Consider the following 20403-nt stretch of genomic DNA (forward strand, 5'->3'; position numbering starts at 1 on the left):
ATCACGAAGGGGGGAAGCGGTATCTCGCCGAGGTTCCGCGCACCAGTGTGAACGATCTCCCGCGCCGTGCCGTCACGCGCTCGGCCAAACTGGCCACTCTTCCGCTCGGTTTCGCCGGCCGCGCCGCCCTCGGCCTGGGCAAGCGCATCGGCGGCAAATCAGCGGAAATCGTGGCACAGGAGGTGCAGCAGCGTACCGCGGAGCAGATCTTCAAGGTGCTCGGCGAGCTCAAGGGCGGGGCCATGAAACTGGGCCAGGCCCTGTCGATTTTCGAGGCCGCGCTTCCGCAGGAGATCGCCGGGCCCTACCGCGCCACGCTGACCAAGCTCCAGGAGGCCGCGCCGCCGCTCCCGGTGGCGACCGTGCACAAGGTGCTGGCCGAGCAGTTGGGTGACGATTGGCGCCGGCACTTCCAGTCGTTCGACGACCAGCCGACCGCCGCCGCCTCGATCGGCCAGGTCCACAAGGCCGTGTGGCACGACGGCCGGGTCGTAGCCGTCAAGATCCAGTACCCGGGGGCGGGCAAGGCGCTGCTCGGTGACTTCGCGCAGCTCGCGCGGCTGGGCAAGCTGTTCGGCGCGCTGCTGCCGGGGCTCGACATGAAGTCCGTGCTCAACGAGCTGCGCGAGCGGATCGCCGAGGAGCTCGACTACCTGCGCGAGGCAGAGGCGCAGCACGCGTTCGCGCTGGAGTTCAACGGCGACCCCGACTTCTACGTGCCCGACGTCGTCGCCGCCAACGAGATGGTGCTGGTCACCGAGTGGATGGACGGCACGCCACTGTCGCGCATCATCGCCGAAGGCACGCAGGAGGAGCGCAACCGGGCCGGGCTGCTGTTCGTCCGCTTCCTGTTCTGCTCGCCCGCGCGCGTCGGGATGCTGCACGCCGACCCCCACCCGGGCAACTTCCGCATGCTCCCCGACGGCCGGCTCGGCGTGCTCGACTTCGGCGCGGTCAACCGGCTGCCCGACGGCTACCCCAAGGCGTTCGGCCAGCTCACCCGGATCTTCATCCAGGGCGACATGGAGACCGTGATGGCCGGGCTGCGCCAGGAGGGCTTCATCCGCGAGGGCGTCGAGGTCGATCCCGACGCGCTGCGCGCCTTCCTCGCGCCGTACGTGGAGCCGACGGCGGTGGAGGAGTTCACGTTCAGCCGCGAGTGGCTGCAGGCGCAGGCCGCCACCGTGACCGACCTGCGGCCCAACAACGTGGTACGCCAGCTCAACCTGCCGCCCTCGTACGTGCTCATCCACCGCGTCCACGCGGCCGGGGTCGGCGTCCTCTGCCAGCTGGGCACCACGGCCCGCTTCCGCGACGAGGTGATCCGCTGGGTCCCGGGCTTCGCCGACGACGCCGACCCGAACGCGGACGACGAGGCGTTGGCCATCGGCTGACTTCCCACCCACGCTCCAACCACCCTCACCAACGGGAGCAGGCTGCCGGCTTTCGCCACCCGGAGCAGACTGCCGGCTTTCGCCACCCGGAGCGGGCTGCCGGCCAAGGCCGCCCGCCCGCCGCCAGCGCAACAAGCTCCGCCGGTCTCAACCGGTGGGTCGCAACCAGAACCGGACGCCAATTCGTCGGCATGTGCGCGCGTGAGTCGACCCGAAGGCGCGTACGCGTGAGTCCCCGTCGGCACGTGCACGTGAGTCCTCGTCGGCAGGTACGCGTGAGTCGATCCCTCGGCACATGCGCGTAAGTCGACCCATCGGCACATGCACGTGAGTTGACACCTCGGCATACGATCCATCGGCACACGCACGTGAGTCGCCCCATCGGCAGGCACACGTAAGTCGCCCCATCGACGCTTGCACGCGAGTCGACCCATCAGCACATGCGCGTGAGTCGACCCATCAGCACATGCGCGTGAGTCGGCCCATCGGCACGTGCGCGGGAAGGTCGCTCGTCAGCACGTGCGTGAGGTTGAGTAGGCGACGTTGACCGCTCATTACAGAGTGCAACCATGATAGGACTATGCGTTACCATAGCTGGCGGTTGCCGTGAACCGACTCGTGCGCCCGTTCGCCGCTGCCGTCCTGACCGGCAGCTCGTGGCCGTGACCGTCGCGAACGCGGCCGTTGAGTTCTGGGCAGTGATAGGTATTCGAAACGTGACAGGTGCTCAGAAAAACGAGAGGAGCCGGGCGCAAGTCGCGCCCGGCTCCTCTCCCCTGCGCGGAACCGACGGTCCTCTCCACGGATCCGACGGCCCCTTCACGGACCCGACGGCCGTCTCCACGGACCCGACGGCCGTCTCCACGGACCCGACGGCCCCTTCACGGACCCGACGGCCCCTTCACGGACCCGACGGTCCCTTCGCTCGCGGACCTGGCTGGGAGATCCTGCGCCGGCGGCAGGATCTCCCACGGTCAGAACTCGCGGCTCAGGACCTTGCGGAGGCGCTCGTTCGCGCGTCGAACGTCGCGCCGCGCGCGATGCAGGCGCTGGGCGCGGAGGATGACGCGCTGCTCCGCCGCCTCCTTGTGGAGGGTTTGTATTCGGTCACTCACCAGTTCATGGATGAGATGGGGCACTGCGAGACTCCTCGTCGACTGGTTCCTCATCGTGACGTACTCCTTGCTTTCGAGCGGGTGCGGTGTTTCAGGCAGCGACCGGGTGCTTGCGGGGACGCCCGCGCGGACGCTTACGGGGAACGATCGTTCCCCTGAGGATGAGCTCGCCACCCCAGACACCCCAGGGCTCCTCGCGCTCGAGCGCGCGCTCGAGGCAGGCCTTCTGGATCGGGCAGCCGCCGCAGAGGGCCTTCGCGAACTCGACGTCCTCAGGCGACTCGGCGAACCACAGGTCGGGGTCGGTACGACAGGGGATCTTGGCTTCGTCGATCACGTCCATGATCGTCTTCGCCCCCATCTGCTTCTCCTTTTGTTCGATCTTTTTGATCTTGGTCGGACACCTCGTAGGTGGTCGGAGATCACGGACAAACAAGAAGGCCGCGGATCCAAGTCTGTGGATCCGCGGCCTGGGGGCTGCTGTAAGCCGGTCAGGTTATGACCGGAGCATCCCGCCAGGGTTGCGGACCGCACAGTCCACCCTTGGTGAGCTGGTAGGCCGGCAGTTCGATACGTCCCGCGTAGACAGGAGCGCCTTCAGCGGCCACACCGGAGTGAGCTCGTGCAAAGAAGGCGGCGGCGGCCTGACGACGGGCAGACTTCTCCTGCCGCAGCTTGGCAGCATCGGCCAGCGACACCACCGAGGCACGGCACGCAGAGGCGAACCACGGCGTGGCAGACATCTCGATGCTGATCACTGGGGTTCACCTCCACTCATGAGATCGTCGGAACAAGGCTGTCCGACTCGCTTGACCAAGACCCTAAACCCGGTTGCCAGGAACGGGCAACATATTTTCTACCTGCGATTTCATCACTTTGTTCGGCGGATCATGGCCTCCTGCACGACCGAGACCACGAGTTCGCCGGACGCGGTGAACATCTCGCCTCTCGCCAGCCCCCGGGCCCCCGCTGACCACGGGGACTCCTGAGCATAGAGCAGCCAGTCGTCGGCCCTGAACGGGCGGTGGAACCACATGGCGTGGTCGAGCGAGGCGCCCATGATGTCGGACGCGCCCCACGCCATGCCGTGCGCGAGCAGGATGGTGTCGACGAGCGTGAAGTCGGAGGCGTACGCGGCCAGCACCACGTGAAGGAGCGGGTCGTCGGGCAGGTCGGCGTCGTACCGGAACCACACGTTGGTCTGGGCGCTGCGCAGCTCGGGGTTGAGGTGCGCCTCCCAGGTGAGCGGCGAGGCGTAGCGGGCGTCGACCGGCCGCGGGCGTGCGGCCCACTCGCGCAGCTCGGGGTGGTCGCCGACGAGCTCGAACATGCGCTCCTGGTACGTCGGCAGCGTCTCGGGGTCGGGCACCTTGGGCATCACGGACGCCTGGTGGGAGATGCCCTCCTCCTCGATGTGGAACGATGCCGACATCGTGAAGATCGCCTTGCCGTGCTGGATGGCCACGACCCGGCGTGTGGTGAACGAGCGGCCGTCGCGCACCCGCTCGACGTTGTAGACGATCGGGATGGAAGGGTCGCCCGGCCGGATGAAGTAGGCGTGCAGGGAGTGGACGTTGCGGTCATTCGGGACGGTACGTCCGGCCGCCACCAGAGCCTGGGCCGCCACCTGACCCCCGAAGACCCGCTGGATGCGCTCCTCCGGGCTCCTGCCGCGGAAGATGTCGAGCTCGATCTGCTCGAGGTCGAGCAGGTCCAGTAGCTCTTTCAGCGCTTCGTTCACGTGTCGTCCCCCCTGGGTTCTCCTGCGACAAGTGTGACGTGCCGGTCAGGCCGGGGCGTAAGTGGGCCTGGTCGGTTCGCCGGAATGATGCCGTAGTTCCGTTGCATCCCTGTTACACCCCTCCCCGGTCCGCGCTTTCGTCCGTCCCTCGGGGGTTCCGGTTGCGGGTGTCCGCTGCACCCCTGTTACGTCCGTCTGTCCCCGGGGCGATCCGTCCGTCGGCGACCGCTCGTGAGAAGAGGAGCACCTGCGGGACACGCCTCCGGGGAGAGGGCTCCGTGCCAGGGGAAGCGGATGGAGTGCGGCGGTGGGCGGTGGTGAGGCTGACGGGAAGCGCGGCTGCTCGTGGCAGGCGCAGCTGCGGCTGTGGGATACGCCCCGGCCAACGGGGCTGGAGGGAGACGGAGGACTCGCCTGCGGTGGGGAGCCGGGTGCCAGCGGTGGGACGAATGAGGCGCCTACTCGTGGAAGGCACGCGATGGGCCGCGACCGGTGGAACACGGTCGATGAGCTGCGGCTGGTAGGCGCGGCTCGACGCACCGGGTCCGACAGGCCGGGTCCGGCGGCCTGCGCCCGTGGACCTCGGCCGGTAAGCGGGGGCGATGGAGGAGGCACGGGTGAGCCGGGGGCGGGAGGGCGTGGGTAGGCGGGCGCCGGATAGCCGGGACGAGAGGGGCGGAGTGGGGCTGCCGGGACGAGAGGGGCGGGGTGGGCTGGCGCCAGATAGCCGGACGAGAGGGCGCGGGTAGGCCGGTGTCAGGTAGCCGAGGTCGGACGCGCGGCCGTGAGCCGGCATCAGGCAGGCGCGGGTGGGTGGGCGTCAGGTTGACGGGGTCAGGAGGCGCGGCAGAGGGCGAGGACGGCTTCGCCGTACCGGTCGACTTTGACCTTGCCGACGCCCGCGATCGCGCGCAGCTCCTGTTCGGTCGCCGGCGCGCGCTCCGCGATGGCCTGGAGCGTGACGTCGGTGAAGATGACGTACGGCGGCACCTTCGACTCTTTGGCGGTGGCCGTGCGCCAGGACTTGAGGCGTTCGAGCAGTGCCTCGTCGTAGTCGGCCGGGCAGGTGGCGCAGCGGCCGAGCTTCTGCTCGGTGGCGGAGGTGAGCGTCTTGGCGCAGACGCGGCAGTTGACGGGCGCGGCCACCTGGCGGCGTTCGCGGGCGGAGGGCGCGAGGCGCGGCGCGGAGGGGGCGCGGCCGGTCAGGCCGTCGAGGAAGCGGGACGGCCGGCGGCTCTTGCGGCCGCCCGGGGCCCTGGCCAGCGCCCACGAGATGGTCAGGTGCTCCCTGGCGCGGGTGAGGCCGACGTAGAGCAGGCGGCGCTCTTCCTCGATCTGCTCGGGCGTCTCCGCGTAGATGATCGGCAGCATGCCGTCGGTGACGCCGACGAGGAAGACGGCGTCCCACTCCAGGCCCTTGGCGGCGTGGAGCGAGGCGAGGGTGACGCCTTCGACGGGCGGTGCGTGCTGTTCGGAGGCGCGGCGTTCGAGCTCGGCGACGAACGCGGGCAGGTCGGCGCCCTCGGCCGCCATGTCCTCGGCGAGGTCGGCGAGCGCCTTGAGCGACTCCCACTTCTCCCTGGCCTTGCCGCCGCCGGGCGGGGCGGGGGTCAGGCCGATGCCGCCCAGGATGTGGTGGACCTCGGAGGCCAGCGGCTCGCCGGAGGCGGAGCGGGCGGCGCCGCGCAGCAGCACGACGGCCTGGCGGACCTCGGGACGTTCGAAGAAGCGCTCCGCGCCGCGCAGCACGTAGGGGATGCCGGCCTTGGCCAGCGCCTCCTCGTACGCCTCCGACTGGGAGTTGACCCGGAACAGCACGGCGATCTCGCGTGACGGCACGCCCTTGTCGATGAGCCTTCTGATCGCGCGTGCCACGTCGGCGGCCTCGGCGGGCTCGTCGTCGTACTCCTTGAAGGCCGGCTTGGGGCCGTCGGGGCGCTGGGCGACGAGCTCGAGGCGGTGGGGCGAGGTGCCCTTGGCGATGACGAGGTTGGCCAGGTCGACGACCTGCGGGGTGGAGCGGTAGTCGCGGACGAGCTTGATGACGGTCGCGTTGGGGTAGTCGACGGCGAAGTTCGTGAGGTAGCGGGGGCTGGCGCCGGTGAAGGAGTAGATGGTCTGGTTGGGGTCGCCGACCACGCACAGGTCGTCGCGCCCGCCGAGCCAGGTGTCGAGCAGCAGCTTCTGCAGCGGGTTGACGTCTTGGTACTCGTCGACCACGAAGTAGCGGTACTGCTGGCGGATCTGCGCCGCCACCTCCTGGTGCTCGGTCATGACGGCGGCGGTGAGCTCGAGGATGGTCTCGAAGTCGACCAGGTGGCGCTCGCGCCTGATCCGCTCGTAGGCGTCGTAGACGTCGGCCAGCTCGTCCGGCTTGATCGGCGGCGTGCGGTGGAACTTCGCCGCGGCCTCGACGTACTCCTCGGGCCCGATCTGAGTGACCTTGGCCCACTCGACCTCGGAGGCGATGTCGCGCAGCTCGGCGCGCTCGGTGTTCCTGCGCAGGCGGCGGCACGCCTCGGCGAGCACGGGCAGCTTCGACTCGATGACGGACGGCGCCTCGCCGCCGATGACGCGCGGCCAGAAGTAGGTGAGCTGGCGCAGCGCCGCGGCGTGGAACGTGCGGGCCTGCACGCCGGGCGCGCCGAGCGCGCGCAGCCGCTGGCGCAGCTCTCCGGCGGCGCGAGTGGTGAATGTCACAGCGAGCACGCTCTGGGCCTCGACGACGCCGCTGCGGACCGCGTACGCGATGCGGTGGGTGATCGCCCTGGTCTTGCCCGTCCCCGCTCCGGCCAGCACACACACGGGGCCGCGCACGGCCTCGGCGACCGCCCGCTGCTCGGGGTCGAGCCCGATCAGTACGTCGTCCGCGTTGTTCACCCCTGCATCCTCCCAGCCGCCGGCGGTGCCAGACTTTATTCTGACCTCATGCGCCCCGGCGTATGTTCCTAGTCACCGAGATGCAAAGAACTGGTCTCTTCCCCCAGAATGGGGCCGACCATGTGCATGTGGGGAAAGGAAGGCCGTGCGAACTGCGGTTTGTGTGAGCGCCCTCGCGCTCGCTGCCGTTGTGCTCACACCCGTCGCCGCGAGCGCGTCGTCGTCGGGAGATCCCTCCCCGCTGCCCACGGTGCACAACCCTCTCGACCCGCAGGGGCTGGGCGGGTTATCCGTCGAGACCGTGAGTTACGGCTCGCACCGCCGGCAGAACATGGACGTCTGGTGGACGCCTGACGGCCAGCAGCGCCCCGGCGTCTTCCTCATTCACGGCGGCTGGTGGTCCAGCGGCGACAAGAAGTACATGAAGGAGATCGTCCGCGGCTACGCCGAGCTGGGCTACACGGTCTTCAACCTCAACTACCGCCTGTCGGGCGACGCGCCCTGGCCGGCTCAGCGCACGGACGCGCTGGCGGCCATCGCGATGGCGCGCAAGCACGCCGACAGGTGGGCCTTCGACCCGAAGAACTACGTGCTGGTCGGTTTCTCCGCCGGCGGCCACATCGCGGCCTCGGTGGGCACGTACGGTGACGGCATCAGCGGCCTGAAGGGCGTGGTGGGGCTGTCGCCGATCATCTCGCCGCTGCGCGCGTACTCCGACGGGGCGAAGTCCACCGACCCGAACAAGCGCCGGCTGCGTACGGCGGCCATCAAGCTGGCCGGCGGCTGCGCGCCCAAGGGCAAGTGCTCGCGGGTCTGGGCCAGCATGGAGGTGGCCTGGCACGCCAGCCGTAAGGACGCGCCGATGCTGACCGTGCACTCCAAGAACGAGTTCGTGCCGCCGGTGCAGAGCCAGCTGCTCAAGCGGATGCTCGGCCAGGTGGGCGTGCCGGTGAAGGTGCTGACGGCGCCGGGCACCAACCACAGTTCGCCGCTCTACCGCGAGCCGGGCGTGGCCGAGCGGGTGCAGGCCTGGATCGCGGAACGCATCGGGTAGGAATACGGGATTAACCAGACGTTCCGGGTTGTTGCACGGATCGCCTGATTTCCTGACCTTGGAGGGATTCCCCAACATGGCGCTCACGGTCTACAGCACCACGTGGTGCGGCCCCTGCAAGCGGCTCAAGGCGCAGCTCACGCGCGAGGGCATCGCTTTCGAGGACGTCGACATCGAAAGCGACCCGAAGGCCGCGGAATTCGTCATGAGCGTCAACAACGGCAACCAGGTGGTGCCGACCGTGGTCATCGAGACCCCGAAGGGGCGCGTCGTGCGGACGAACCCCTCGGCGCAGGAGGTCAAGGCCCTGCTCGAAGCGGCCTGACGTACCCACCCCAAGCACAGCGAGCCCGGTCGGCTCACCGCGCAGGCACGGGCCTGGCGCGTCCCCAACCCTCGGGCAGCGCGTCCCGAGAGCCCCGGCAGGCGCGTCCTGAAAGCGTCGGTCAGCGCGTCCCGAGAGCCCCGCAGGCGCGTCCTGAAGCCTCGGCAGGTGCGTCCTGAAGGTCTTGGTCGGCGCGTCCTGAGAGCGTCGGCAGGCGCGTCTCAAGGGCGTCCGCGAGCCACCTCGCCGCAGCCGGGGCGGGCGTCCCCGGATCACGGCCGGACGCGCGCCCCGGCGTCACCAGTCGCCGATCAGCTCGCCGCCGTACCACGTCTCGATGAGGCGGCGGGCGATCGACACCGGCGGCGGCAGCCGCAGCTCGCCCGCGTCCAGCGCGCGGGTGAGCTCTTCCCGCGTGAACCAGTGGGCCTCGGCGATCTCGTCGGCGTCGGGCCGCAGCTCGGTGGTGGTGGCCTCGGCGAAGAAGCCGAGCATCAGGCTGCGCGGGAACGGCCAGGGCTGACTGCCAAGATAGCGCGGGTTGGTGACGGTGATGCCGACCTCTTCCGCCACCTCGCGGATGACCGCCGCCTCCAGCGACTCGCCCGGCTCCACGAACCCGGCGAGGATCGACAGCCGCCCCTCGGGCCACTGGGGCCCGCGGGCGAGCAGGCAGCGGTCGTCGGCGTCGCGTACGAGCATGATGACGGCCGGATCGACGCGCGGGAAGTGCTGGCTGCCGTCGCTCGGGCACACCCGGACGTGACCGCCCGCCTGGACGTCGGTCCGCGTGCCGCAGCGCGGGCAGAACGCGTGGGTGGAGTGCCAGGCGTCGAGGGCCACGGCGTGGACGAGCAGGCCCGCCTCGCGGTCGCCGAGCAGCCCGCCGACCTGGCGCAACCCGGCGGAGACCGGCCTGCCGTCGGGGGTGTCGCGCAGCGCCATGGGCGTGGTGAGGCGGCCGTTGACGTCGCCGTCCGGCAGGCCGGGCAGCGGCGCCGACACCGCGAAGTAGGCGACCCCGTCCTCGACTCCCAGAAAATAGCGCGGGCCGGCCGGCGCGTCGGCCGGTGAGCACAGCACCGCGTGGACCTCGTCGCCCGTGCGTCGCACCAGCGTGTGGCCTTCGTCGATCACCAGCACCCTGGTCGCGGGATCGGACCACGCCTGCTCCAGCCACCTTTCGTCGGCCCGCAGCGCGGAGGATCTGTCGATGGTCCCCCGCGCGAGAAGCAGTGGTCCGATGAGCTTGTCTTCCGCGGTCTGCACTGGCCGCCCCCTCCCGAAGTCCCTGTCATCCTATGACCTCGCAGTTAGCCGGCGATTACAGAATCGGCACCTCGCGATGATCTCGGCCGGAAAGATCGCGAGTTCCCATCTGCTCGCCCGCCAGGCCGAGGCACCGGGCCGGCCTGCACGCAGGCCGTGCGGCGCGCAGCGGCCGTGCGGCGCGCTCTGGGGTCACGGAGCCGGGCTTCGCGGTCAAGGCGCTCCATCGTCTTCGAGCCTGACCTTCTCGATCAGCGCCACCAGGCCGTCGGCGTCGAGCAGGTCGATCGGGCGCACGGTGCGGTTGTCGCGCACGTAGTGGAAGGCCGCCCCCACCTCCTCAAGCGGCACCTCCGCGAGGTGGGACCAGGCCAGCCGGTACGCCGCGAGCTGCACCGCCGCCGCCCGCTGCGCCTTCTTCCCGCGTGGCGGCGCGCCGGTCTTCCAGTCGACGACCTCGTAGCCGCCGCCCGGCCGCTCGAAGACGGCGTCCATGCGGCCGCGCACCAGCCGGTCGGCGATCATCATCTCGAACGGGATCTCCAGATCGATCGGCCGCCGGTCGGCCCATTCGCTCTGCTCGAAACGCTCCTGCAGCTCGGCGAGGCGCACGTCGGCCTCCTCCGGCTCCTCGTCGAACAGCTCGAAGTCGTCGATGAGCCGCTGCTGGTCCCACCGGGTCTCCAGCCACTTGTGGAACGAGGTGCCTCGCCTGGCCAGCGGCGCCGGCTTGAGCGGCACCGGGCGGCGGATCCTGCGGGCCAGCTCGCTCGGGTCGGCGGCCAGCGTCACCAGCGACGACACGGTCAGCTTCGGCGGCAGCTCGACCGTGGTGGCCGGGCGGCGGCGGTGCAGCTCGCGCTCGCGCAGCAGCAGGTCGGTGTCGCGCTCCCAGGCGCGCAGCCGCTCCTCCTCGTACGTCTTGAGCGCCTCGCCGCCCTCTTCGTCGGCGAGCGTGCCGGCCAGCGCCTCCTCCACCAGGCGGGCGCCGTCGAGCACCGACTCGTAGCGCAGCCCCTCGGGCGTGACCGGCCAGGTGGCCTCGGCGGGCTCGGCGAGCAGCGGGTTGGTCGCGCCCTCGGCGGGCTCGTCGGCCCAGACCGCGACCCGGTCGGCGGTGTCGCGGATCTCCAGCAGGAACTCCGACGGCTCCAGCGGCTTGGTCGCGGTGCCCCAGCGGTAGCCGGAGGCGATGAGGTGGTAGTGGGCGCGGGTGACGGCGACGTAGGCGAGCCTGCGCTCCTCCATCAGGTCGCGCTCGCGGCACTGCTCGTCGAACGCGGCCAGCTCCTCCTTGCTGAGCCCGCTCAGCTTCGGCAGGTCCGCGGCGTCGCCGCGCAGCGGGTACGGCAGCTTGCGCGGATTCTCCGTCCAGCGGCTGTTCATGACCGGCGTGGCGGGGAAGATGCTGCCGGTCGCGATCGTCCCCTTCGAGCTGACGAGCTGCGACAGGCCGGGCACCACCACGACCGGCCACTCCAGGCCCTTGGAGGCGTGGACGGTCATCAGCTTGACGCTGTTGCTCTCGCCGACCCGGCCCGCTTCGAGACCGAACTCCTCGGTCTCGGCCGCCTGGAGGTAGGCGAGGAACGCGCCCAGCGTCGGGTCCTCGGCGTCGCCCGCGAACCTGGAGGCCGCGTCGATGAACGCGTCGAGGTCGGCGCGCGCCGCGAACGCGCTCGCCGTGCCGCTGCGCGCCGCCACCTCGATGTCCAGCCCCAGCCTGCGCTCCACCTCGGTGATCAGGTCGGGCAGCGGCTGCGCGGTGTGGGCGCGGAGCTGGCGCAGCTCGTAGGCGAGCGCGACCAGGCGGGTGCGGGCCAGCGGCGAGAACGGCTCCAGCCACTCCTCCCGCTCGGGCAGCTCGTCGAGCGCGTCGATCAGGCTGCCCCGCTCCTCGGCGAGGTCGGCGACCACCTGGTCGAGCGGGTCGTCGGCGCGGCCGCTCTCGCTCAGCTCGCGGGCCAGCGTACGCGCGTGCTCCCCCAGCACCCGCAGGTCGGCAGGGCCGATCCGCCAGCGGGGGCCCGTGAGCAGCCGGGCCAGCGCGTCGCCGGCGGTGGGGTCGTACAGGACGCGCAGGGTCGCGACGATGTCGCTCACCTCGGGCACGGTCAGCAGGCCGCCCAGGCCCACCACCTCGACCGGGATGTCGCGCTCCTCCAGCGCCCTGCGCAGCACGGGGAACTGCGAGCGCTTGCGCGCGAGTATCGCGATGTCCTGCGGCTGGATGGCGAGCGTCTTCTTGCGCTCCTTCTCGCCCCACGGCAGGCCGTCGGGCGCCGTCTCCTGGCCGAGCAGCCTCGCGATGCCGTCGGCGATCCACTTCGCCTCGTCCTCGGCGGTCTCGTGGAAGGCGCAGGTGACCCGGCCGCGCTCCACCCGGTTGGGGCCCGGCACCAGCACCGGCACCTCGCGGGCCTCCATGCGCAGCGGAAGCTGCACGCGGGCGGCGACGTCGAGCACCCGGTCACCGTTGCGGAAGCTCACGCTGAGCTGCCGCACCGGCGCGGGATCGCCCGTGGCGGTGCGGAAGTCGCTGGGGAAGCGGCGCAGGTTGCCCGACGACGCGCCGCGCCAGCCGTAGATCGACTGGCAGGGGTCGCCGACGGCGGTGACCGGGTGGCCGCCGCCGTAGAGGGAGCGCAGCAGCACGAGCTGGGCGTGGCTGGTGTCCTGGTACTCGTCGAGCAGCACCACGTGGTAGCGGGAGCGCTCGATCTCGCCGACCTCCTTGTGCCGTGAGGCGATCCTCGCGGCCAGCGACATCTGGTCGCCGTAGTCGATGACCTCGCGGGAGCGTTTGAGCCGCTCGTACGCCTCCACCAGCGGCAGCAGCTGCTCGCGCGCCGCCTGGACGGCGACGGGCCTGCGCTGGGCCTGCGTCGTCCTTCCCGGCAGCGCCGCCAGGCGCTCCTCCAGCCACTCCCCCACCCGCCGCACGTCGGCGGGCGTGCGCAGGTGCTCCGACAGCTCGCCGGCCAGCTCCAGCAGGGCCGCGGTCACCGAGGGCGGGCCCAGCTCGATCTTGTCCATCGGCCCGTCGTGCATCGCCACCACCCGCGAGGCGAGCTGCCACGATACGGCCGGGGTGACCAGGCGCATCGTCGGCTCGAGCCCCTCGCGCAGCGCGTGGTCGGTGACCAGGCGGGCGGCGTAGGCGTGGTAGGTGGAGACCGTCGGCTCGCTGTCGAGCGCGCCCGGCTCGACCAGACCGGCCTCGGCCAGCCCGGCAAGCCGCTCCCTGACCCGGGTGGCCAGCTCGGCGGCGGCCTTGCGGGTGAACGTCAGCCCCAGCACGTTCTCCGGCTTGACGAGGCCGTTGGCGACCAGCCAGACCACCCGCCCGGCCATCGTCTCGCTCTTGCCCGAGCCCGCGCCCGCCATCACCACCATCGGCTCCAGCGGCGCCTCGATCACCGCGGCCTGCTCGGGCGTGGGCGGCAGGATGCCGAGCTTGCCGGCGAGTTCGGCCGGGGTCAGCACACCTGCCCCCCGCTGTCGTTGACCGGGCAGCTCGCCTTGGCCGCGCACGTGCGGCAGCCGTCGTTGACCTTGGCCTGGAAGAACGGGCCCGACATGCCGATCGCCACCGTGTCGACCAGGTCTTTGGCCCAGCCGGGGTCGTCGTCCTCGCCGAGCGGGCGCTGCTTCTGCTCGACCGCGTCGTGCTTGCCCGCCGCCTTGCCGAGCTGCACCAGCGCCGCGCCGCCGGGCTCGGTCATGCCGTGCCTGGCGAACGCGCCGAGCAGCGCCGCGAGCTGGTAGACGCCGAGCTGCGGATGGCGGTCGATCTCGCCGGCCTTGGGCTTGGAGCCGCCCGTCTTGAGGTCGATGATCACCGCGCGGCCCTCGGAGTCGCGCTCGACGCGGTCGACCCGGCCCTTGATCTGGACGCCCTCCGACACCATCGCCGTGAACGCCTCCTCGAGGGCCACCAGCTCGCGGGGATTCTCCTTGTGCCAGCGCAGGAAGCGGCCGATCATCTGCTCGGCGACCTGGCGCTGCTTGCGGTTGTACCAGACGCCGCCGAAGTCGAGCTCGTTCCAGATCTGGTCGAGCCGCTCGCCGAGCAGGTCCTCGCTCGGCAGGTCGGTGGGGGCGAGCACCGCCAGCGCGTGAATGACGTTGCCCAGGCCCTGGGCCGTGCTCGTGCCGGCCGCGCCGACCGCCGTTTCCAGCAGCCAGCGCAGGCCGCACTTGGTGAAGCTCTCCACCGCCGACGGCGAGATGCTGACCACGCCGTCGGGCCAGCTCAGCGGGCGGTCGTCGGAGATGGGGGTGAGCGCGTACCAGTCGTCGGGGTGAGCGCCCTGCACGCCCGCCGCGGCCAGCCGGGCGAGCTGCTGGGCGGCCTTGCGGCGCATCGTGCGGGGCTTGGTGGGGTCGGTGACCGCGCTGCGCAGGTCGGCCACCAGGGCCTGCATGGAGAGCCAGCGCGAACGGTCGTCGACCGTGGCCGCCTCGGCCCCGCCCGGCATCAGCTCGGTCAGGAACCGCGAAGGACGCTCGTCGGTGTCCTCGCCGCCCACCGCCGTCACCACCAGGCGGCGCCTGGCCCTGGTGACCGCGACGTAGAACAGCCTGCGCTCCTCCGCGAGCAGCTTCGAGGTCAGCGAGGCGGCGTTGGGCTCTGCTCCCCCCGCCACCTCCACCAGGTCCTCCACGCCCAGCATGGAGCCGCGCAGCCGCAGGTCGGGCCAGACGCCCTCCTGGACGCCCGCCACCACCACGACGTCCCACTCCAGGCCCTTGGCGCGGTGGGCGGTCAGCACGCGTACGGCGTCGCCGTCGGGCGCGCGGTCGGCCAGCGTGTCGCCGGGGATCTCCTGGGCGGCGAGGTCGTCGATGAACACCTCGGGGCCCGCCATCGGCATCCGGTCGACGAACCGCGCCGCGTGGTCGAACAGCGCCACCACCGCATCGAGGTCGCGGTCGGCCTGCGCGCCCCTCGGCCCGCCCTGCAGGCTCAGCTCGCTCCAGCGCTCGGCCAGGCCGCTGCCCTGCCAGATCGTCCACAGCAGGTCTTCGGCCGTGCCGCCCGCGGCGGCGGCCTTGCGGGCCTCGCTCAGCAGCTTGCCGACGCGCTCTGCGGGCAAGGCGACGTGGGGCTCGAGGCGGGTCAGCTCGCGCACGTCCTTGATGGCGGCGACCAGCAGCTCGCCGGACGAGCGCGCCTTGGGCGGCCCCTGCGGCTCGTCCGCGTCCGTGCCGGTCTCCTCCGGGGCCGGCAGGCCGGCGAGCGCGGCCACGGCCTCGTTCTCGGCGATCTTGAGTGCGCGGCGCAGGCGGCGCACGCCGAGCATGTCGGTGCCGCCCAGCGGGCCCGTCAGCAGCTCCTCGGCCACCGGCTCGTCGAGCTGGGACGGATCGAGCGCCACCCGCAGCATCGTGAGCAGCGGCCGCACGCCCGGCTCCTGCGCGATCGGCACCTCGTCACCGGCGATCATGGTGGGCACGCCGGCGTTGGTCAGCGCCCGCCGCAGCAGCGGCACCTGCCGCCGGGCCGAGCGGACCAGCACAGCCATGCGGTGCCAGGGAACGCCGTCGATGAGGTGGGCGCGGCGCAGCGCGTCGGCCACGATCGCCGCCTCCTGGCTGGTACTGTCGGCCAGCAGCACCCGCACCTCGCCGGGGTCGGCATCGGGCAGCGGCACGAGGTCGCGGTGGCCGTGGCGCTGGTCGTGCTCGGGAGCCGGGGCGACCGGCAGCTTGGCGGCCACCCGCCGGGACGCCTGCAGCAGGTCGGCGCCGCTCCTGCGGCACACCCGCAGCGCCACCACCGGCGCCTCGCGGCCGTCGAGCGTCCTGAAGCGCTCGGGGAAGCGCATGATGCCCTGGACGTCGGCGCCTCTGAACCCGTAGATCGACTGGTCGGGGTCGCCGACCACCACGAGGTCGCGGCCGTCTCCCGCCAGGTGGGCGAGCAGGCGCTCCTGGGCCGGGTCGGTGTCCTGGTACTCGTCCACGAAGACCGCGTCGTGGGCGGCGCGCTCGCGCTCGCGCACCTCCGGCCGGTCGAGCAGCGCGCAGGCGGCGCCGATCAGCTCGGCGTAGTCGAAGGTCTCCTCCGGGGCGAGGTCGAAGCGGTCCTGGTAGCGCTCGGCGAAGCGGCCCGCGGCCACCCAGTCGGCCCGCCCGTGCAGCCGGCCGAGCGCCACGATGCGCTCGGGGTCGAGGCCCCGCTCGTACGCGCGGGCCAGGAAGTCGCGCAGCTCCTCGGCGAAGCCCCGGGTCTTCAGCGCCTCGCGCAGCGAGGCGGGCCAGCCGGGGGCGCCCTGCTCCAGCTCGCCGTGGAGCAGCCGCCGGATCTCCAGCAGCTGCTCGGGGCCGGTGAGCAGGCGCGGCGGCTCCCTGCCCGCGAGCACCGACTCACGGCGCAGCAGCGCGTAGGCGTAGGAGTGGAAGGTCAGCGCGAGCGGTGTGCGGGTGGTGCGGCGCAGCCGGCCGGTGACGCGCCTGCGCAGCTCCTCGGCGGCCTTGCGGCTGAAGGTGAGGATGAGCACCCGCTCGGGGTCGAGGCCGCGCCGCTCGATCCTGTCGACCACGCTCTCGACGATCGTGGTGGTCTTGCCGGTGCCGGGACCCGCGAGGACGAGCAGCGGACCGCCCTCGTGCTCGACCACGGCACGCTGGTGCTCATCGAGCACAGGAGGCGCATCGGGCCCCCCGCTGCCTCGCCGCACCAACCGCCAGGTCTGAGCACTCACAGCACTAGATTCCACCAGACCACAGGGGTAGATCGTGCCGACTTGCCCGGTCTCCCTCAGCGATCCGCCTACGGTATCGAGGTAGATACCGGTTTTTCTCGTGACACGCCGGGCGCCGTGTTCGCCGTCGGCGTCAAACGCCGTACGGCGAAAAGAACGGCCCGGGGCTGTGGGCCCCGGGCCGTGACGCCGTCACGTCAGGAGAACAGGTGGTCGACCACGCGGGCCGTGGCCTTGCCGTCGTCGCGCGGGGCGAACGTGGCGCGGAAGGCGTCGTAGCGGTCGGCGTGCGCGGCGGCGACCTCGTCGATCGACCGCAGCGCCTCGATCACCTCGGCCGACGTCGCGAGCACCGGCCCCGGCGCCTGCTCGTCCAGGTCGAGGTAGAGACCCCGCTTGTTGGAGTACTTCGTGCGGTCGTAGGCGTACAGGACGATCGGCTTGCCGGTGGCGGCGAAGTCGAACATGACCGAGGAGTAGTCGGTCACCAGCACGTCGGCCACCAGCAGCAGCTCCGCGATGTCGGGATAGGTGGTGACATCGCGGGCGATGTCGGGGACGGCGGGCATGGCCTGCATCGGGTGGGCGCGTACCAGGATCTCGTGGTCGGCGCCCAGCGCCTGGCGCGCCTTGGCGAGGTCGAGCTTGACCATGGCGTTCTTGCGGTCGTAGTCGCGGTACGTCGGCGCGTACAGCACCACCCGCTTGCCCCCGGCCAGCCCGAGCCGCTCGCGCACCGCCGCGGCCCGCGCCTCGCGGTCGGGCGCGTTGAGCACGTCGTTGCGCGGCAGGCCGCTCTCCAGGATCTCGCCCTTGTAGCCGAACGCCTTGCGCAGCACCTGCGTGGCCCACGGCGACTGCGACAGCAGCAGGCTCCAGCCGCGCACCTCGGCCGCCTGGCGGTACCAGATGGGCGGCCTCGGGTCGCGCTTCATGTGGGCCTGGTCGGCGCCGATGAGCTTGGCGGGGGTGCCGTGCCAGGTCTGGACGACCACCTGGTCCTCGCGGGCGCGGAACCAGGCGGGCAGGAACGCGTTGGTGACGATGTGGCGCGACCTGGCCAGCGCCTCGTGGTGCTCGCGGCTGCCGGCGCGGATGACCTTCGCCGGGCCCGGCGGCACGAAGGCGCCGTCCTTGACGATCCACACGTGCTCGCCGTCGTCGCCCCTGCGCACCCGCTCCTCGTAGATGGCGCGCACGCTGTCGGCGTAGAAGCGGCCGTCGTTGACGACGTAGACCGTGGTGTCGCGCAGCGGCTCGCTGCGCTGCGCCGGGTAGAAGACGCGGCGCAGCACGTGGGTGCCGGCGACGCCGCGCTCCTCGGCCGGCTTGTCCTCCTCGACCGTGATCACCGGCACGTCGAAGCGGGTGGAGATCATCCGGAAGACGTGGCCGCCGATCGTGCGCGGGTCCTCGTCGAGGCCGGGCAGCGCGGCGTGGTCCATGCGCAGCGGCACGATCTCGCCCGACGGATGGCGCAGCGACATGTTCCACGTGCCGGACGCGAGCGGCACCGGCTCGCCGAAACGGTCCATCGCGGCGGGCTCCACGCGCACGGTGAACTCGGCGCCGGAGCGCTCCATCGGAAGCTGGTAGGTCAGCCCGGAGCGGTGGCGCAGGGTCAGCGTGCGGGGGCCTTCGGCGTCGGGGTAGCGGCCGCGCAGCACGAGCGCCGAGCCCTCCCAGACCGCCGAGGCGATGACCGGCCTGATGCGGTGGGCGGAGACCACGACGCGGTCGCGGCGGTCGCCCAGCACGGTGATCTCGCGGTCGCCCACGATGGAACGCGTCTCGGCGGCGCCGGCCAGCATGACGGGGGCCGCCGGGTCGCCCTTGGGCTCGACCCAGAGCCGCCTGCCGTCCTTCTCCTGCAGCAGCGCGGGCACGGCCAGCCCGACCACGACCTGCGTGCCGTCGCCGGACGGCGTGAAGTCGGCGGCGATACGGTGACCGCCGAGCCTGGCGTGGCCCTTGGTGACCTGCCGGCCCGGCAGGAAGATCTTCAGCTCCAGGCGCTCGCCGTCGAGCTCGACGGACTTCAGCTCGGCCCTGTTGGGCTGGAGCACGACCTGCAGCGCGCGGTCGGACGTCCACACCGGGCGCAGCCACCAGCCCGGCTTGACGTTGAGGCCCGCGGGCCGCTCGGGACGGCCGATGGAGGCGCCGCGCAGCAGGCCGGTGGCCCGCGCGCCACGGCTCCAGAACACGATCTCGGCCCGCCACGTGGTGGCATCGGGCACGCCGGGACGGTGGCGCATGCGCCGCCGCACGCCGTGGACGAAGCCGCGCACGGCGCCACGCCAGCGCAGCGGCCACGGGTTCAGCTCGGCGGTGAAGCCGGACCAGTCGTAGTTGCAGCCCGGCTCGCGCGCGCCGTGAGTGGCCTCGGGGGCGAGGACGCGGCGGGTGCGCATGCGGACCGGCGGCAGCCAGCGCGGGCCGCGCAGCACCACGGTCGCCCAGTTGAACCTGCGGCTGCGCACCGACAGGCCGGCCAGGTAGGCGTAGCCGCTGACGCGCAGCTTGCCGTCGACCCAGACGATGTCGTCGATGTGGGTGACCGGCACCAGGTCGGAGCGGCGCAACCGGTAGAGGTCGGGCGGCAGCTCGTCACGGAACGGCAGGTCGGCGTACCAGCGCAGGCCCTTGCGGATGCGCTTGGACGGCTCCGCCGCTGCCGTGACCACCTTGAGCAGCGTCTCGCCCTCGACGAGCTCCTCGTCTGGACGCGTCTCCATCAGGTGGACGATGAGACGACGCGCGACCGGCAGGTCGCGCTTGACCTTGGGGTCGACGCCCGCGAGGTACGGGCGCACGAGGTCGAGCATCTCGCGCCGACGCGCGGCGCCGCGCTTGATCGCGAGGTCGATACGGCCCCCGAGGGGACCGCTCAGCACCTCGGTGTCGAACGCCGCGTCGCGACCGCCGGGGCCGACCGCTCGCATGACCGCTTCGAGAGGCTCACCACGATCGCAGAGATCCTGGACAGCCTTCAGGCGGTCGGCGAGCGAGTCGCCACCCTGGCTTCGGGCTGTGACGCCGGTGGCCATAGGGGAGGCACCGCCTTTCAGGCCGCCATCACTGTTTCGCCCATGGTAATGGGAGTCACATGTCACGAATTCGCCTGTTCGACGAAAGTGCAGGTCAGGTGGGTTACTGAAAATCGGCTGAACGCCCGTCCCAGCGGGCCCGGCGCATGTCGACCCGCTCGCCGCGCAGCGGCGTGCCCTCTTCGCGCCAGTGGGCCAGGCAGCGTTGCAGGTGGTCAGGGGCCGCACCGGAGCCGTCGGCGTGCACGACGCGCCACCACGGCACGCCGCCGCCCCAGACGGACATCACCTTGCCGACCTGGCGCGGGCCGCCCTCGCCGAGATACTCGGCGATGTCGCCGTACGACATGACCTTGCCGGGCGGGATGCGCTCGACGAGGTCGAGCACCCGCTCGGCGAACGGGCTCACGGGCTCCACGCCGCCGGACCCGCCTCGATGATCTCGTCGAACTTGCCGAGCTCCATGACGCTGTCGCCGGTGGCGACCTCCATCACGCCGTCGCGCAGCGAATAGACCTCGCCGTCCTCGCCCACGAGCCGGGCGCCGAGCGCGGTGGACAGGCGCAGGAGCTGGGCCACCTGCCAGTCGGAGCCCGGCTCGCCGACGACCTGGCCCTGCCAGCGGGCCACGGTGTGCTTGGCGTCTCCGTGTCCGGCCACGATCTCATCGGATCCGTGCAGCTCGAAACCGGCCGGCGCGATGGCCTTCGCCAGCTCGGCGAAGGCGAGTGGCGACTCGCGTACCACTCGCAGCTCGTATCCCATGACGGGGGACCATAGCGGATCTTCTCCCGACTCGGAAACCTGTTCACGAAACCGCTGTTATGCCTGGTCGGATCCGTGGTTACGCGCGGGGCTCGAGCGG

General features: G+C 71.7%; 14 protein-coding genes. 3 read left to right on the forward strand and 11 right to left on the reverse strand.

The genetic code is table 11. From position 1 onward, the window contains the following. Nucleotides 1-47 precede the first annotated feature (47 nt). Nucleotides 48-1394 carry an ABC1 kinase family protein gene (locus tag ACGFIM_RS34460; RefSeq protein ID WP_393209322.1) on the forward strand — a complete coding sequence of 449 codons (1347 nt, stop codon included), beginning with the start codon at nt 48-50 and terminating at the stop codon, nt 1392-1394. Between the two features lie 974 nt (nt 1395-2368). Here ACGFIM_RS34460 and ACGFIM_RS34465 read toward each other — a convergent pair. The 5 genes from ACGFIM_RS34465 to ACGFIM_RS34485 form a co-directional block, all read right to left on the reverse strand. Next, entirely contained in the window at nt 2369-2533 is a 165-nt protein-coding gene (locus ACGFIM_RS34465; RefSeq protein ID WP_393209325.1) for a hypothetical protein, read from the reverse strand. Between the two features lie 67 nt (nt 2534-2600). Further along, nucleotides 2601-2870, reverse strand: a complete 270-nt coding sequence (locus tag ACGFIM_RS34470; protein WP_393209328.1) for a WhiB family transcriptional regulator — start codon at nt 2868-2870, stop codon at nt 2601-2603. Between the two features lie 130 nt (nt 2871-3000). Next, nucleotides 3001-3267, reverse strand: coding sequence for a hypothetical protein (locus ACGFIM_RS34475; protein ID WP_393209331.1), 267 nt, complete (start codon nt 3265-3267; stop codon nt 3001-3003). Between the two features lie 113 nt (nt 3268-3380). After that, nucleotides 3381-4250, reverse strand: a complete 870-nt coding sequence (tesB, locus tag ACGFIM_RS34480) for an acyl-CoA thioesterase II (protein WP_393209334.1) — start codon at nt 4248-4250, stop codon at nt 3381-3383. 834 nt (nt 4251-5084) lie between these two features. Continuing rightward, nucleotides 5085-7130: an ATP-dependent DNA helicase UvrD2 gene (locus ACGFIM_RS34485; RefSeq protein WP_393209337.1), complete on the reverse strand. Its 2046-nt coding sequence runs from the start codon at nt 7128-7130 to the stop codon at nt 5085-5087. A 190-nt stretch (nt 7131-7320) separates the two neighbouring features. On the opposite strand from ACGFIM_RS34485, the gene ACGFIM_RS34490 reads away from it, so the two are divergent. Beyond that, entirely contained in the window at nt 7321-8184 is an 864-nt protein-coding gene (locus tag ACGFIM_RS34490) for an alpha/beta hydrolase (RefSeq protein WP_393209339.1), read from the forward strand. Nucleotides 8185-8260: 76 nt separating this feature from the next. Beyond that, nucleotides 8261-8509, forward strand: coding sequence for a mycoredoxin (locus ACGFIM_RS34495; RefSeq protein ID WP_393209342.1), 249 nt, complete (start codon nt 8261-8263; stop codon nt 8507-8509). 297 nt (nt 8510-8806) lie between these two features. On the opposite strand, the gene nudC is transcribed toward ACGFIM_RS34495, so the two are convergent. From nudC to ACGFIM_RS34525, 6 genes are all read right to left on the reverse strand, one after another. After that, entirely contained in the window at nt 8807-9778 is a 972-nt protein-coding gene (gene nudC / locus ACGFIM_RS34500; RefSeq protein ID WP_393209345.1) for an NAD(+) diphosphatase, read from the reverse strand. A 213-nt stretch (nt 9779-9991) separates the two neighbouring features. Further along, on the reverse strand, nt 9992-13264 hold the full coding sequence (locus tag ACGFIM_RS34505; protein WP_393209348.1) for an ATP-dependent helicase: 3273 nt from the start codon (nt 13262-13264) through the stop codon (nt 9992-9994). After that, the gene (locus ACGFIM_RS34510; protein ID WP_393209351.1) at nt 13258-16428 is read right to left on the reverse strand and encodes an ATP-dependent helicase; all 3171 of its coding nucleotides are present in this window, start codon (nt 16426-16428) and stop codon (nt 13258-13260) included. Before ACGFIM_RS34510 ends, ACGFIM_RS34505 begins: the two co-directional genes overlap by 7 nt. A gap of 257 nt (nt 16429-16685) precedes the next feature. Next, nucleotides 16686-19433 (reverse strand): CDP-glycerol glycerophosphotransferase family protein, encoded by a 2748-nt coding sequence (locus ACGFIM_RS34515; RefSeq protein ID WP_393209354.1) that lies wholly within the window; start codon nt 19431-19433, stop codon nt 16686-16688. Between the two features lie 208 nt (nt 19434-19641). Then, the gene (locus ACGFIM_RS34520) at nt 19642-19956 is read right to left on the reverse strand and encodes an MGMT family protein (protein ID WP_393209357.1); all 315 of its coding nucleotides are present in this window, start codon (nt 19954-19956) and stop codon (nt 19642-19644) included. Then, a complete protein-coding gene (locus ACGFIM_RS34525) occupies nt 19944-20303 on the reverse strand; it encodes a hypothetical protein (protein WP_393209360.1) in 360 nt (119 codons plus the stop codon). Before ACGFIM_RS34525 ends, ACGFIM_RS34520 begins: the two co-directional genes overlap by 13 nt. Between the last annotated feature and the right edge of the window lie 100 nt (nt 20304-20403).

The organism is Nonomuraea sp. NPDC049309 (assembly GCF_043196965.1).
GTDB lineage: Bacteria > Actinomycetota > Actinomycetes > Streptosporangiales > Streptosporangiaceae > Nonomuraea > Nonomuraea fastidiosa.

What these genes read in the sequence shown, in the direction of transcription:
- ACGFIM_RS34470 (WP_393209328.1), bottom strand. Translation starts at nt 2,870, where the DNA reads ATGGGGGCGAAGACGATCATGGACGTGATCGACGAAGCCAAGATCCCC.
- ACGFIM_RS34495 (WP_393209342.1), top strand. Translation starts at nt 8,261, where the DNA reads ATGGCGCTCACGGTCTACAGCACCACGTGGTGCGGCCCCTGCAAGCGG.
- ACGFIM_RS34515 (WP_393209354.1), bottom strand. Translation starts at nt 19,433, where the DNA reads ATGCGAGCGGTCGGCCCCGGCGGTCGCGACGCGGCGTTCGACACCGAG.
- ACGFIM_RS34525 (WP_393209360.1), bottom strand. Translation starts at nt 20,303, where the DNA reads ATGGGATACGAGCTGCGAGTGGTACGCGAGTCGCCACTCGCCTTCGCC.